The sequence below is a fragment of the Enterococcus sp. DIV1316a genome, from assembly GCF_050536915.1.
In the GTDB taxonomy this organism is placed as follows: domain Bacteria; phylum Bacillota; class Bacilli; order Lactobacillales; family Enterococcaceae; genus Enterococcus; species Enterococcus faecalis.
This window is the reverse complement of record NZ_CP172913.1, coordinates 2,191,672-2,206,571: the sequence shown is the minus strand read 5'-3', so window position 1 is coordinate 2,206,571 and position 14,900 is coordinate 2,191,672. Positions and strand designations below refer to the sequence as shown.

At 37.2% G+C, this 14,900-nt stretch carries 15 protein-coding genes and 1 other annotated feature; of the genes, 10 read left to right on the top strand and 5 right to left on the bottom strand.

Annotated features, from left to right (window positions below):
* Positions 1-66 precede the first annotated feature (66 nt).
* Both nusG and IGL56_RS10475 read left to right on the top strand, forming a co-directional pair.
* Positions 67-612, top strand: coding sequence for a transcription termination/antitermination protein NusG (nusG, locus tag IGL56_RS10480; protein WP_002384070.1), 546 nt, complete (start codon positions 67-69; stop codon positions 610-612).
* A gap of 110 nt (positions 613-722) precedes the next feature.
* Complete coding sequence (locus IGL56_RS10475; protein WP_002356414.1) at positions 723-1,610, top strand: alpha/beta hydrolase; 888 nt, start codon at positions 723-725, stop codon at positions 1,608-1,610.
* Positions 1,611-1,702: 92 nt separating this feature from the next.
* Here the strand turns inward: IGL56_RS10475 and IGL56_RS10470 are convergent, their stop codons facing one another.
* Positions 1,703-2,425 (bottom strand): MurR/RpiR family transcriptional regulator, encoded by a 723-nt coding sequence (locus IGL56_RS10470; RefSeq protein ID WP_002356415.1) that lies wholly within the window; start codon positions 2,423-2,425, stop codon positions 1,703-1,705.
* Positions 2,426-2,502: 77 nt separating this feature from the next.
* On the opposite strand from IGL56_RS10470, the gene IGL56_RS10465 reads away from it, so the two are divergent.
* Genes IGL56_RS10465 through IGL56_RS10455 form a run of 3 tightly spaced genes read left to right on the top strand, consistent with a single transcriptional unit; the run spans position 2,503 to position 6,090 of the window.
* Entirely contained in the window at positions 2,503-4,131 is a 1,629-nt protein-coding gene (locus IGL56_RS10465) for a peptide ABC transporter substrate-binding protein (RefSeq protein ID WP_065813736.1), read from the top strand.
* A 13-nt stretch (positions 4,132-4,144) separates the two neighbouring features.
* The gene (locus IGL56_RS10460; RefSeq protein ID WP_002356417.1) at positions 4,145-5,248 is read left to right on the top strand and encodes a M42 family metallopeptidase; all 1,104 of its coding nucleotides are present in this window, start codon (positions 4,145-4,147) and stop codon (positions 5,246-5,248) included.
* The gene (locus IGL56_RS10455) at positions 5,245-6,090 is read left to right on the top strand and encodes a M55 family metallopeptidase (RefSeq protein ID WP_065813735.1); all 846 of its coding nucleotides are present in this window, start codon (positions 5,245-5,247) and stop codon (positions 6,088-6,090) included. Before IGL56_RS10460 ends, IGL56_RS10455 begins: the two co-directional genes overlap by 4 nt.
* 65 nt (positions 6,091-6,155) lie before the next feature.
* On the opposite strand, the gene sdaAA is transcribed toward IGL56_RS10455, so the two are convergent.
* Both sdaAA and sdaAB read right to left on the bottom strand, forming a co-directional pair.
* Entirely contained in the window at positions 6,156-7,028 is an 873-nt protein-coding gene (gene sdaAA, locus IGL56_RS10450) for an L-serine ammonia-lyase, iron-sulfur-dependent, subunit alpha (RefSeq protein ID WP_002356421.1), read from the bottom strand.
* A 22-nt stretch (positions 7,029-7,050) separates the two neighbouring features.
* Positions 7,051-7,719, bottom strand: a complete 669-nt coding sequence (gene sdaAB / locus IGL56_RS10445) for an L-serine ammonia-lyase, iron-sulfur-dependent subunit beta (protein WP_002414070.1) — start codon at positions 7,717-7,719, stop codon at positions 7,051-7,053.
* A 375-nt stretch (positions 7,720-8,094) separates the two neighbouring features.
* On the opposite strand from sdaAB, the gene lsa(A) reads away from it, so the two are divergent.
* The 5 genes from lsa(A) (at position 8,095) to rplL (ending at position 12,191) form a co-directional block, all read left to right on the top strand.
* Complete coding sequence (gene lsa(A), locus IGL56_RS10440; RefSeq protein ID WP_065813734.1) at positions 8,095-9,591, top strand: ABC-F type ribosomal protection protein Lsa(A); 1,497 nt, start codon at positions 8,095-8,097, stop codon at positions 9,589-9,591.
* Positions 9,592-9,713: 122 nt separating this feature from the next.
* Positions 9,714-10,136, top strand: coding sequence for a 50S ribosomal protein L11 (gene rplK / locus IGL56_RS10435; protein WP_002356424.1), 423 nt, complete (start codon positions 9,714-9,716; stop codon positions 10,134-10,136).
* A 111-nt stretch (positions 10,137-10,247) separates the two neighbouring features.
* Complete coding sequence (rplA, locus tag IGL56_RS10430; protein WP_002356425.1) at positions 10,248-10,937, top strand: 50S ribosomal protein L1; 690 nt, start codon at positions 10,248-10,250, stop codon at positions 10,935-10,937.
* A 62-nt stretch (positions 10,938-10,999) separates the two neighbouring features.
* Positions 11,000-11,129, top strand: a sequence feature (ribosomal protein L10 leader region).
* A 130-nt stretch (positions 11,130-11,259) separates the two neighbouring features.
* Positions 11,260-11,760 carry a 50S ribosomal protein L10 gene (gene rplJ, locus IGL56_RS10425; protein WP_002356426.1) on the top strand — a complete coding sequence of 167 codons (501 nt, stop codon included), beginning with the start codon at positions 11,260-11,262 and terminating at the stop codon, positions 11,758-11,760.
* Positions 11,761-11,822: 62 nt separating this feature from the next.
* Positions 11,823-12,191 carry a 50S ribosomal protein L7/L12 gene (gene rplL / locus IGL56_RS10420; RefSeq protein WP_002356427.1) on the top strand — a complete coding sequence of 123 codons (369 nt, stop codon included), beginning with the start codon at positions 11,823-11,825 and terminating at the stop codon, positions 12,189-12,191.
* A gap of 122 nt (positions 12,192-12,313) precedes the next feature.
* Here the strand turns inward: rplL and IGL56_RS10415 are convergent, their stop codons facing one another.
* On the bottom strand, positions 12,314-13,816 hold the full coding sequence (locus tag IGL56_RS10415; RefSeq protein ID WP_002356428.1) for a glucosyltransferase domain-containing protein: 1,503 nt from the start codon (positions 13,814-13,816) through the stop codon (positions 12,314-12,316).
* 194 nt (positions 13,817-14,010) lie between these two features.
* Positions 14,011-14,841, bottom strand: a complete 831-nt coding sequence (locus IGL56_RS10410) for an AraC family transcriptional regulator (protein WP_002356429.1) — start codon at positions 14,839-14,841, stop codon at positions 14,011-14,013.
* Between the last annotated feature and the right edge of the window lie 59 nt (positions 14,842-14,900).

The following is a 14,900-nucleotide window of genomic DNA, read 5'->3' as shown; positions in this document are numbered from 1 at the left end:
GAAACTGAGCTTTTTTTATTTGCTCGAAAAAAATAAACTAAAACATTTAAAGGAGCCGAATCAGTAATGGAAACTTTTGAAAGAAATTGGTACGTATTGCACACCTATTCAGGCTATGAAAATAAAGTAAAAGCAAACATTGAATCACGTGCACAAAGCATGGGGATGGGCGATTATATTTTTCGTGTCGTTGTACCAGAAGAAACAGAAAAAGAAGTCAAAAATGGTAAAGAAAAAGAAATCGTTCATAAAACTTTCCCTGGTTATGTGTTAGTGGAAATGATTATGACCGATGATTCTTGGTATATTGTTCGTAACACGCCAGGCGTAACTGGTTTTGTAGGCTCACATGGTGCCGGTAGTAAACCCGCTCCTTTATTACAAGAAGAAATTAACCACATTTTACGTTCAATTGGCATGAGCACCCGTCAATCAGACTTAGAAGTAGCGCTAGGCGATACAGTGAAAATTATCGAAGGTGCCTTTTCTGGTCTTGAAGGTGTTGTGACAGAAATCGATGAAGAAAAACAAAAATTAAAAGTAAACATCGATATGTTTGGTCGTGAAACAAGTACAGAATTAGACTTTGAACAAGTCGATAACATTGATTAATAAACAAGCTGACAAACTATTGTTCAGCTGATTGATACAGATTGTAGGGTCTGGAAAAGCAGTCAACTGACTTCTTTTCCAAGCCCTTTTTTAGTTCATCGCAGAAAGGAATGAAAAAAATGAAACATGCCCAAAAATATCGTTATTTTTCTTTGCTAATGGGTCTTGTTCTATTATTAAGTGCTTGCCAAATTGGGGCAACCACGAAGAATGACAATCAAGCCGCCACAAAAGAAGCAACTGTTGAGTTAAACCGCACAACAACACCAACGCTTTTTTTTCATGGTTACGCAGGAACTAAAAATTCGTTTGGCTCGTTACTGCATCGCTTGGAGAAACAAGGTGCCACAACTCAAGAATTAGTGCTACTCGTTAAACCTGATGGGACCGTGGTTAAAGAGCGAGGAGCTTTAAGTGGCAAAGCGACGAATCCCAGTGTTCAAGTTCTATTTGAAGATAATAAAAACAATGAATGGAATCAAACAGAATGGATAAAAAACACATTACTCTATTTACAAAAAAATTATCAAGTGAACAAAGCCAATATTGTCGGGCACTCTATGGGCGGTGTTAGTGGCTTACGTTATTTAGGAACCTATGGGCAAGACGCATCGTTACCTAAAATTGAAAAATTCGTCAGCATTGGAGCACCTTTCAATGATTTTATTGATACGAGTCAACAGCAAACCATCGAAACGGAACTAGAGAACGGCCCCACAGAAAAAAGTAGCCGCTATTTGGATTATCAAGAGATGATTAATGTTGTTCCAGAAAAACTGCCCATTTTATTAATTGGTGGTCAATTAAGTCCAACAGATTTAAGTGATGGAACGGTACCGTTATCTAGTGCCTTAGCAGTCAACGCCTTGCTAAGACAGCGAGGAACTCAAGTCACTAGCCAGATTATTAAAGGAGAAAATGCACAACATAGCCAATTACATGAAAATCCTGAAGTAGATCAATTGCTAATCGAATTTCTATGGCCGAGTAAAAAATAGCAAAAAGGCACATGTTCCATAAAAAATGGAACATGTGCCTTTTTCTATACTTTGGCTAGCGAAATAGCTTTTTTCAGCTATAATAAATAAAATTATTTATTTTTAGGAGATATTGGAATGGAGTCCTCATGATTTAAATAAGCACAAATCAAGGCTTCAAAGGTGATTAATGTTTGGCCAAAAAACATTTGTGGCTGAGCGACACTTGTTGAAAACGGGCTGTAAGAGTCAGTTGAAAAAACGAGATCTGCCAGTCGACCAAGAGTTGAATTTTTGGCGCCAACAAAAGAAATGATAGGATGTTTTTTCTCTTTCGCAAGCAGAGCTGTTTCTTTTAAGTATTTTTCTTCACCAGAATGTGAAAGGATGATAAAAAGAAAATTCTGATTATTTTGACTATTTATCGAATGAGTATGGGCTGTTGTGATACTGGGGATGCCATGAAAATTGAAAACTTCACTAATGTAAGCCGCCAAATGTCGTGAAAAGTCATGACCTAAAATAACAAATAAATGACTTTTGTGTTTGGCAAGTAGTTGACAAAACTCGTTGGTTGTTTCAAATGAAGGCGCTGTTTCAAAAGGGATTGGCTGAGAAAAATGGGCTTCTTTTAATTTGTAAATAAGTTCATTATAACCTGATAAATTTAATTTTTTGGCTAAACGAATGATGGAACTAGGCGAAGAAAAGCAGTGTTTGGCAACTTCTCGAATACTCAAATCGGCCGCGTTCGTACTTTGTTGATCCAAATAATACAAAATCTGACTTTCTGTTTTCGTTAAATGATATGTTTCTTTTAAGTAATCTAAGTTCATGAGCAAACCTCCTTTATCAGATTATAAATAATTTTATGGGAAAAAGGTATCAAAAAATAAAAAAATGAGGTGTTTTTATGAAAATGGCAACAAAGCAAAGGCTGTCTTTGGCAGCAATCATGGTTCTACTTCTCTCGGGCTGTGGAAGTGTTGGGAAAGAAACCAAAAAGCAAGAACAACAGGTATTACGGGTCGGGATTGATTCGGAATTATCAACGGCAGACGTGTCGTTGGCAATGGATAATACCGCAGCAGATGTAATGAGTCAAGTAGGGGAGGGACTTTTCTCCTTTGACGAAAAAGGAGAAGCGAAACCAGCATTGGCAACTGAAAAAGTACAGCCCTCCAATGATGGTTTAAGCTATACTTTTACGATTCGAAAAGATGCAAAATGGAGTAACGGCGAGCCAATCACAGCCAATGATTTTGAATACTCTTGGAAGCGCACAGTGGACCCAAAAACAGCTTCCCCGCAAGCGTATTACTTTGAAGGGCTAAAAAATTATCGTGCTATTGTTGACGGTGGCAAATCTAAAGAAGAGTTAGGAGTAACAGCCATTGATGACCATACCTTGGAAGTAGAGCTAAGCTATCCTATGAGTTATTTTCAACAATTATTGGCGGTACCAGCTTTTTATCCTTTAAATGAAGCATTTGTCGAAAAAACGGGCAAAAACTATGGTACATCAGCTGAGTCAATACTTTACAATGGCGCCTTCACATTAGAAGGTTGGGATGGCACGAATAATACTTGGTCCTATGTGAAGAATAAAAATTATTGGGATCAAGCGAATGTTTCGCTAGATAAGGTGGATGTCCAAGTAGTTAAAGAAGTCAATACTGGGAAAAATCTTTTCGAAGGGAAAGAATTAGATGTTGTAAAAATTTCTGGAGAAATTGTTACACAAGAACAAGGCAATGCAGCTTTGAAAATTCGTGAAATTCCTGGAACGTATTATATACAATTAAATACGCAAAAAGATCTTTTGGCAAATAAGAATGCACGTCGAGCGATAGCATTATCATTGAATTCTGAACGTTTAGCTAAAAATGTTTTAAATGATGGCTCAAAAAAAGCACTTGGCTTCGTGCCAACAGGTTTCACTAATCAAGAAACGCAAAAAGATTTTGCAGAGGAATTAGGAGATTTAAATCCTAGTGAACCAGAAAAAGCGAAAGAGTTATGGCAAACGGCTAAAAAAGAATTAGGAATTGAAAAAGCGGAGCTAACGATTTTAAGTTCGGATACAGAAAATGCTAAAAAAATCAGTGAGTATGTTCAAGGAGCTTTAGCAGATAATTTAGAAAATTTAACAGTCAATGTTTCACCAGTTCCTTTTAATAATCGTTTAGAAAAAAGTCGCAGCGGAGATTTCGACATTGTGGTTGGTGGCTGGACGCCAGTATATGCTGATCCAATCGATTTCTTAAACTTACTGCAATCAAAAAATTCCAATAATTTTGGTAAATGGTCTAATAAGACCTTCGATCAGTTGCTTCAAGAAGCAAACGTAACTTATGCAAATAAATATGAAGAACGTTGGAAAACATTACAAAAAGCGGATCAATTGGTTGCGGAAGAAGCACCCCTAGTTCCTCTTTATCAATTAACAGAAGCACGCTTAGTGGCCGATTCTGTCCAAAATTTAGTCTATGGTCCATTAGGTTCAGGCTATTACAAATCAGTCTCTATCAGTGACAAGTAAAGGTTGGGAAAAAATGAAAAAAAGTCAAGCTGTTCAATTAATTCAGGAACTTTCAAATGCTAATGGTGTTTCAGGCTTTGAAACAGAAGTCGTTAGAATCCTTCAACACGCAACTGCGGATTTTACTATTCAACGGCTAGATGCCATTAAAAATTTATATCTTGAGAAGAAAAATAATCTAAGTGAAGGTCCAGTTGTGCTTTTTGATGCCCATAGTGACGAAGTGGGTTTTATGATTCAAGCAATTAAAGAAAACGGCTTGTTGCGTTTTCTTCCGTTAGGTGGCTGGGTCCCTAATACGATTTCTGCACAAAAAGTTCGGATTCGTAACCGGGAAGGCACCTATCTGCCAGGCGTAGTTACTAGTCGGCCCCCTCATTTTATGACACCAGAGGAACGTCAGCGGCCATTAACCATTGCTGATTTGACGATCGACATTGGTGCTACCTCAAAAGAAGAAGTAATTGAAACGTACAAAATCGATCTTGGTGCACCGGTCATTCCAGATGTGACGTGTTGTTACAACGAACAGACAGATCTTTTTTTAGGAAAAGCTTTTGATTGTCGCATTGGCTGTGCTTGCTTAGTGGACGTCATGGAGGAGTTGAAAGAAGAGACACTTCCATTCAAGTTAGTTGCGACAGTAACTGCACAAGAAGAAGTTGGCGAAAGAGGAGCACTTATTGCCGCAAAACAAGTCAATCCTGATTTAGCTATTGTTTTCGAAGGCTGCCCGGCTGATGATACGGCAGAAACGCCAGAGATGATTCAATCAGCAATGGGAAAAGGACCGATGTTACGTTATTTTGATGTTTCTATGATTACGAATCCGGAATTTCAAGAGTATGCACTAGAGATTGCTAAAATACACAAAATTCCTGTTCAAGTTTCTGTTCGAAGTGGTGGTGGAACCAATGGCATGGCGATTACACAAGTTCAAGGAGCCCCGACGATTGTTGTAGGAATTCCTGTCCGTTACGCTCACACACCCCATTGCTATGTAGATTTTCAAGATTACCAAGCGGCGAAAGAATTAGTCATTCAATTAATCAAAAATTTAGATGCTGACAAAATTCAAGCACTGGTTCAGCCATTGTCAAAGGAGTGGAACAAATGAAGATTTATGTATCATGCGATATTGAAGGATTAGCAGGTATTGCGACATTTGATATGGAAAAAGAAGACACCGTTTTATTCCGAGAATTATATCACCAACATGTGGCTTGGTTAATTGAAGGGATTCAAAAGAGTGCCAAAAATGAACAAATTACAGAAATTACTATTGCCGATTCGCATAGCCGTGGATTGAATTTAGCTTATGCGCGCTTGACAGAAATGGATGAACGAATTTCCTTAGTGAGCGGCTTTCCTCGCATGGATTATATGATGAGTGGCTTGGATAGTAGCTATGATGTGGTCTTTTTCTTAGGTTATCATGCCGGTATTGGTAAACAAAAAGGGAATATGGATCATGGGTATAGCGCTAGTGTTGCTTATGATTTAAAAATAAACGACTTAGCGATGAATGAAACGACAATTAATGCAGCTTACGCTAGCGAATTAGGTGTCCCTGTTGGTTTAATTATCGGTGAATCAGGCTTAGAGGAACAACTTTTTCAAGAAAAAATGATGCCCGAAGTTCCCTTTGTTTCCACCAAAGAATCTCTGGGACGTTATGCAATCAAAAATAGACCCATGCAACAAGTTCGGGAAGCTATAGTAGCAACTACAAGTCAGGTGTTAACTTCCTTTGCGTTGTCTGAATTACCCCGATATGCCTTGCAAACACCTGCAACTGTAAAATTGCAATGTGTGACGACAGCACAAGCAGATCGTATTGAAATGTTACCAATGATTAAACGCATTGATGGTAGAACTGTTTCATTTGTAGGTGAAACGATGAAAGATGTCATGAATGGAATTGTCGCTGTGGTTGGTTTAGGCGGAACAAGTTATTAAAGTAAGAAGCTTACGGAAAAAACGAATGGACATTTTTTTCTGTAAGCTTCTTGCTATAGTTATTTCTATTTTTGTTTCTCTAGAATTTCTTTGCTTAAACGTTGTGCAGTTGGTGTCACCGCAAGACCGCCTTCAGCTGTTTCCTTGAAAATTTGTGGCATTTGGCGACCCACTTGGTACATTGCGTGGATGACTTCGTCTGGTGGAATGACACTTCGAATCCCCGCTAAAGCCATATCAGCTGAGATGAAGGCTTGAGAAGAACCTAATGCATTTCGCTTCACGCAAGGAACTTCAACAAGTCCCGCAACAGGATCACAAATGAGGCCCATCATATTTTTTATCGTAATGGCTACAGCTTGAGCAGATTGATCAGGCGTACCGCCAGAAGCCGCAACTAAAGCGGCACTTGCCATTGCACTAGCAGAACCGACTTCAGCTTGACAACCACCTTCGGCACCACTGATTGAGGCATTATTGGCAATCACTAAGCCAAAAGCCCCAGCGGTAAATAGAAAATCCAATTGTTGCTGATGCGTTAACTTTAAGCGGTCAATAACTGCCAACAAGACGCCAGAAACTACTCCGGCACTGCCTGCGGTTGGTGTAGCACAAATCAAGCCCATTTTTGCATTAACTTCATTAACAGCAATCGCATTTCGCACGGCTTGTAAAATGGTCTCACCGCTTAAAAAGTTGCCTGAATGTATGTAATCATTTAAGCGGGTTGCATCGCCACCAGTTAGCCCTGTTACTGAGGTAACACCAGCGATTCCTTCAGCGACGGATTGTTTCATAACGGCTAGATTTTTTTCCATTGTTTCAATAATTCGTTCACGAGAATACCCGCCATGAGCCATTTCTGTTGCAATCATTAATTCGCTCACAGAAGGGTAATCTTTCGCTTGAGCTACCAAATCTTTAATTGAATAAAACATCGTATTACTCCTTTACGTTCATTTAGTCAAAATAGTTAACGCTATATATATGAGGGATTTCAGCTAATTGCATGACAATGTCACCGACTTCGGCTTGATCAACTTCAATAATCATAATCGCTTTTTCCCCTTTAGATTCTCGGGTAACGGTCATTGTACTAATATTGATATCGCTAGCTGAAAGGATGTTGGTCACCTTAGCAATCATGCCAGGAACATCTTGATGAACAACGATAAATGTTGGCGTGCCCATACTTAAAGACAATTTGAAGCCATTTAATTCAGAAATTTGAATGTTTCCACCACCAATTGAAATTCCTGTCACAGATAGTTTTCGGTCGCCAGAAGAAACCACAATTTTAACGGAATTAGGGTGGTCTGCTTTTTCACTTTTAGGAATAAAACAAACTTCCATTCCTTGTTCATAAGCAATTTCCAAAGAATTGGCTAGTTGCTCATCATCTGGTTCCATACCTAAAAGGCCGCCAACTAAGGCGATATCTGTTCCGTGACCACGATAAGTTTTGGCAAAAGACTCATATAAATAAATGTCAACGCTATCAGGTTGCTGTCCAAAAATACTGCGAACCACTTTTCCAATTCTTGCCGCTCCAGCTGTATGAGAACTGCTTGGACCAATCATAACAGGTCCGATAATATCAAAAACACTATTAAAGCGTAACTCTTCCATTTCAGCACCTTCTTCATTAGAATATGTTTTCATTGGAAGTCTAACACAAAAAATGGCGGGGAACTAGGCAATCGCTTGTGTTTTAGCGAATAATTTAAATTTTTATCAGAATGAAAGCAAGGGGCCTTCGTTGACAAATCAGTGAAGAGATGCTAAATTCTAGATAATAAAAGACGAAAAGAGGGATTCGTGCGTTGAAAATTTAAGTTAATTTTTTAGAGAAACTGTATAACTTTGCCTGAATATAACGGGTGGAGTGTGCGGATTTTCGGAAATTAGCTTAAAGAATTCAACCACGGGTCTTTTTGTATACCTTGGATTGATGCCGCTGATTTCCGTAAAGCTGCATCAATTTTGCTTTATGGAGGTATATTTATGTCGAAAATTGTACTAAAACAACTATCTTTTGCCTATGATAATCAAGAAGCGTTGCTTTTTGATCAGGCAAATATCACGATGGATACCAATTGGAAATTAGGATTGATTGGCCGCAATGGCCGTGGGAAAACAACCTTATTAAGATTGTTACAAAAGCAGTTGGATTACCAAGGAGAGATTCTTCATCAAGTCGATTTCGTCTATTTTCCACAAACAGTTGCAGAAGAACAACAGCTCACTTATTATGTCTTACAAGAGGTGACTTCTTTTGAACAGTGGAAATTAGAACGAGAATTAACGCTTTTAAACGTTGATCCTGAAGTTTTATGGCGGCCCTTTTCTTCTTTATCAGGCGGCGAAAAGACGAAAGTTTTATTAGGTCTTCTTTTTATTGAAGAAAATGCCTTTCCTTTAATTGACGAGCCAACAAATCATTTAGATCTAGCTGGCAGACAACAAGTGGCTGAATATTTGAAGAAAAAGAAACACGGGTTTATTTTAGTCAGCCACGATCGGGCATTTGTTGATGAAGTGGTTGATCATATTTTGGCGATTGAAAAAAGTCAATTGACGCTGTATCAAGGGAATTTTTCTATTTATGAAGAGCAAAAAAAATTAAGAGATGCTTTTGAACTAGCAGAAAATGAAAAAATCAAAAAAGAAGTCAATCGCTTGAAAGAAACCGCTCGTAAAAAAGCGGAATGGTCGATGAACCGTGAAGGTGATAAGTACGGCAATGCTAAAGAAAAAGGGAGCGGGGCGATTTTTGATACAGGAGCCATTGGTGCCCGGGCAGCGCGCGTAATGAAGCGCTCGAAACACATTCAACAACGCGCCGAAACACAATTAGCAGAAAAAGAAAAACTATTAAAAGATATTGAGTATATTGATTCTTTGTCAATGGATTATCAGCCAACGCATCACAAAACATTATTGACGGTGGAAGAGCTTCGTCTGGGCTACGAGAAAAATTGGCTATTTGCGCCAATTTCTTTTTCAATAAACGCGGGAGAAATTGTTGGAATAACAGGAAAAAATGGCTCAGGAAAATCGAGCTTGATTCAGTATTTGTTGGGGGATTTTTCTGGAGATTCAGAAGGAGAAGCCACTTTGGCTCACCAATTAACCATTTCTTATGTGCGCCAAGATTATGAAGACAATCAAGGAACTTTATCCGAATTTGCAGAGAAAAATCAGTTAGATTACACCCAATTTTTAAATAACTTACGAAAACTTGGGATGGAGCGCGCCGTTTTCACTAATCGAATTGAACAAATGAGTATGGGGCAACGGAAAAAAGTCGAAGTAGCCAAATCATTGTCTCAATCAGCTGAACTTTATATTTGGGATGAACCCCTTAATTACTTGGATGTGTTTAATCATCAACAATTAGAAGCGCTAATCTTATCTGTGAGGCCTGCAATGCTAGTGATTGAGCATGATGCGCATTTCATGAAGAAAATAACGGATAAAAAAATTGCCTTGAAATCATAAAAACATCTTGAAAAAGTAAAGGGAATCCTGTATAGTAATAGGGTATGTTTTAAATGTACGTTGAGTGGGAGGGGAAATCTCAACCCCATTAACCACGCACGAGAACTTAAGGAGGTATTTTCGTGGCTAAAAAAGTAGAAAAAATCGTTAAATTACAAATTCCTGCGGGGAAAGCAACACCAGCTCCACCAGTAGGTCCAGCGTTAGGTCAAGCAGGTATCAACATCATGGGATTCACTAAAGAATTCAATGCTCGTACAGCTGACCAAGCAGGCTTAATTATTCCAGTAGTAATCTCTGTATATGAAGATCGTTCATTTACATTCATTACTAAAACACCACCTGCTGCAGTCTTATTGAAAAAAGCTGCAAAAATCGAAAAAGGTTCAGGTGAACCAAACAAAACTAAAGTTGCAACAGTTTCAAGCGATCAAGTGAAAGAAATCGCTGAACTTAAAATGGCAGACCTAAACGCCGCTGACGTTGAAGCAGCAATGCGCATGGTTGCAGGAACTGCACGAAGCATGGGTATCATCGTAGAATAATTTTTATTCCACACTTACTCAAAGAAGTAGCTTCTCAGTTCGTTTCATATTTAAAGATATGAAAGACGTGGGAGGTACAACCGTTATAACCACAATCAAGGAGGAAACAAAATGGCTAAAAAGAGCAAAAAAATGCAAGAAGCATTGAAAAAAGTTGATGCTACAAAAGCTTACTCAGTTGAAGAAGCAGTAGCTTTAGCAAAAGATACAAACATCGCGAAATTTGACGCAACAGTTGAAGTTGCTTACAAATTGAACGTTGACCCTAAAAAAGCAGACCAACAAATCCGTGGAGCAGTTGTGCTTCCAAACGGAACTGGTAAAACACAAACTGTTTTAGTATTCGCTAAAGGCGAAAAAGCTAAAGAAGCTGAAGCTGCTGGTGCAGATTTCGTAGGCGACGACGACATGGTTGCAAAAATCCAAGGTGGATGGTTCGACTTTGACGTAGTTGTTGCGACTCCTGACATGATGGCTACAGTTGGTAAATTAGGCCGTGTCTTAGGACCAAAAGGTTTAATGCCAAACCCTAAAACTGGTACTGTAACAATGGACGTTACAAAAGCTGTTGAAGAAGTTAAAGCTGGTAAAGTAACTTACCGCGTTGACAAAGCTGGTAACATCCACGTACCAATCGGTAAAGTTTCATTTGATAACGAAAAATTGGTTGAAAACTTCAACACAATTAACGACGTATTATTGAAAGCTAAACCATCAACTGCTAAAGGTCAATACATCAAAAACATTTCAGTAACAACAACATTTGGACCTGGAATCCACGTTGACCAAGCTTCTTTCTAATTTGAAAGAAAATAATTAAAAAATTCTTGACTCACTCACTTACCCTATGGTAAAGTGAGTGAGGTTAATAATTAACTGTACCGAAGACAGTAGGTGACGCAAGTCTTAATTTCCTACCGAGGACAATTGTTGAGTTATATACAATTCGGTCCCTCTATGTCTACGGTGGCATGGAGTTTTGTTGTTTTACACGACTTTTTGAAAAAAAGCCGATGTAAAACAATACTTGGCGAACGAAGTGAGCGAAGTTTCATTTGATTCTTCTACTTTACATAACGTAAACCAAGTCCAACTCCACCATCAAAATCAGGAGGTGAAATAAATGAGTGAAGCAGCAATCGCTAAAAAAGAAACCCTAGTTCAAGCAGCCGCTGAGAAATTTGAATCAGCAGCATCAGTTGTAATCGTGGACTACCGTGGTTTAACAGTTGAAGAAGTCACTAACTTACGTAAACAATTACGTGATGCAGGCGTAGAAATGAAAGTCATCAAAAACTCAATCCTTTCTCGTGCAGCTAAAAAAGTTGGTTTAGACGGCTTAGACGAAGTCTTTACAGGCCCAACTGCTGTCGCATTCAGCAACGACGATGTAGTAGCACCAGCTAAAATCATCGACGAATTTGCTAAAGATGCAAAAGCATTAGAAATCAAAGGTGGCGTCATCGAAGGAAAAGTTTCTTCAGTGGAACAAATTACTGCGTTGGCAAAACTACCAAACCGCGAAGGTTTACTATCTATGCTATTATCTGTATTACAAGCGCCAGTCCGCAACGTGGCTTACGCTGTCAAAGCAGTGGCAGAGAAAAACGAAGAAGTTGCTTAATTGCAGTCTAATTCAAACAAATAAAAAACAAACAATTTTAATTTAAATGGAGGAAATTCAAAATGGCATTAAACATTGAAAACATCGTTGCTGAGTTAGAAACAGCAACTATCTTAGAACTAAGCGAATTAGTTAAAGCTATCGAAGAAAAATTTGACGTATCAGCAGCAGCTCCTGTAGCAGTAGCTGGACCAGCAGCAGGTGGAGCAGCAGAAGAACAAACTGAATTCACTGTTGAATTAACAGCAGCTGGCGATCAAAAAGTTAAAGTTATCAAAGCAGTTCGTGAAGCAACTGGCTTAGGCTTGAAAGAAGCTAAAGCTGTAGTTGATGGCGCTCCTGCACCAGTTAAAGAAGCTGTTTCTAAAGAAGAAGCAGAAGCTTTAAAAGCTGCTTTAGAAGAAGTTGGCGCTTCAGTAACAGTAAAATAATTCATTCAACTTTTGAATGTTCGAGAACCCTTGTGTTGCAAGGGTTCTTTTTTTATAGCAAACGGTAGTTGTCTTTTGCTAAAACAACTACCGTTAGTAAAATATCTATAAAATTTAATTGTCTACTTTGACAAATTAACAACAATACAATCATCTACCACTCGGATAGAATCTTTGCTAGGCCAGACATTCATTTCTGCTTGTAAAGCTTTGTGTTTTTCAAAATCTTCTGGGGTAGGATCATTAAAATTTAATCCAAATGTTTTCATATAGAGCAAAGTATTTAAACTAGTATGCACCGAGTTAGGCATGAATTCAAATAATGAGACACCGTTTGTTTCCCCTTTTATATTTGAAACATTCCGAGGAGAACGATTTCCATACATTAAAAGTTTATAGGATTCTGGATTCTCAATTTCCATTGAATAAATATTATTTGTAATCATTTCCGCAGTACGTAAATCTTCTTCCGCTGTTAGATACTCAGAATATTCTAGGTTGGTTGTTTCCCGAACTTGAATAAAAGTAAAGAGAATTACTATGCCAACTAATAAATGTTTAAGCACAAAGTTGTATCCCCAGTAAATCATAATAAAGATGAGTAATAATGCTAAAACAGCAGGAAAGTTAGGCACTTCACCTCTAATTGCCGGACGTTTTCCACCTAAAATTGTAAACATGAGTGGAGTGATTAGAATACCTAACAAGGTAATAAAGATGAAGAAAACATTTTTGCGTTTCAGATAGGACATATTAATTAATACAATGACCAGTAAAAGAACACATATCAAAAATAGCGGTGTAAAAAAAGTGTCTCCGACTGGAGGGAAGAATAGTTCTTTGGCGTAATCTTTAATATCGTTGATAGAATCTATCAAGGGGCGTTTACCCCAAAGAATCATATTATCTAGATAGGAGCTTTCAACGTTTAAAACTTTTTTCGCTAACATCGCCATTAGTTGAGATAGAACGAGAGATGAAATAGCTAGTAGAATAAAATGACCAATTTTGAAGGCATAGTCTTTAAAAGAAATTTTAAGATCATTTAACTGAGCAAAATACAATGTCATTAAAATCTTGAATAAAACTAAGGTACACGCAAATACAAAGAATGATTGGTACATAGTAAGTGTAAATGTCAGCAACAAAAAGCCGAATAATTTAAAAATTTTATTGGGAATATGGTAAATAGCAATGAGAGAAAGTATAACCAAACAGATACCTAATGAAAATTCAAAATTTTGTAGGACGAAGTAAAATTGTTCGCTAAATAATTGACTGGTTGGAAAAATACTTGGGATAATATATAAATACTTTTTGTTATAAATCTGCTTAGTTGAAAGATCAACATAATAGCACAACAAGATAGTGGCGATAGCAAAGAAAATAATAGCTAACAAATTTAAAAAATAAACATTTACATAGTTGTATGTTAAAAGCTTTAAAGCTACTAATCCTGGTCTACCAATGGAAACCCAATGTTTTAAGTAGCCTCTGTAGTTAGTCATTAAGTGCATAGTATCAATAGCGTAAGTATTGTTAAATAGTTTAATACCATAAGTGGCAAAGACAATAAAAAAGCTGTAGATGGCTAAACCTTTGTTTTCTTTAATAAAATGTTTCATTTTTCTCTCCAATATTGTTTATTTGCTAAAACTTGTAAATTATTTATTGGTTTTGATTAATCTATATATCACACTCCCACCTATAATAAAACCCTAATTAATTATAAAATAGATAAGTTATAAGAACTACCTAAATTTGAAAATTATCAAATAAATCGTTTTTTACTTTAACTACAGATAAGCAACAATTTATTTTAAGTCAAAAACTGTTGACGATATTGTCGAGGTGTCATCTCTTTTTTCTGGAAGAAAAATTTTGAAAAATAAGAAGGTGAAGAAAAACCTGCTTCAAAACTGATTTCCGTGATGGTTAAGGAACTTTTTCTTAACAGAGAACAGGCTTTTTGCAATTTTAAGTTTTGTACATAAATACTAGGATTTGTTTGTTCATAACGCTGAAATAGCTTAAATAAATAGCTACGATCAATGTTATACTCAGAAGCTAATTGACTAATTGAAAGATTGTTTGAAAAATTTTCGTGAATAGCCATTTTAATTTGGTTAAATAATTGTTGGCTTTGATTTTCGTGCTGTGTAACGGAATGATGCTCTAGATAATTCAACAATTGAAAGCTTTCACTTAAACTGCCAAAATGATTATGTTTCTTCGCTTCTTGGTAAATATTTTTAAATAAACTTTCTAATTTCTTATCAACAGTTCCTTTTAAAATACAATTTTCGGTAGTCAGGCCTATTTTTTCTAAATACTGAGACGAAAGATCTCCAACAAAACCGACCCAATGATAGGTCCAAGGATTTTGCCGATTAGGATAATAAATATTGCGACAATTGGCTGGAATCATAAACAAATCGCCAGCGGTAATGTGTTGTTTTTCCATAAAGGGTGTTGAAAAATAGCCTTCACCATCGCTACAATAATGCAAAACCCAATAATTAATGGGGGCAAACTCAGTTGGTTTTGTCGGACGGCATTTTTCATAGCCAGCTTCATAAAGATGAAATTCTTGGCTAATAGGTTGATCATTAATCAGGATGCTGACATTATTTGTAAAAACATTTTGCATGCTATCACCTCTTTATAAGAGTATGTAAAGGCTTTCTAAAAGTCAACATCTTTACAAGA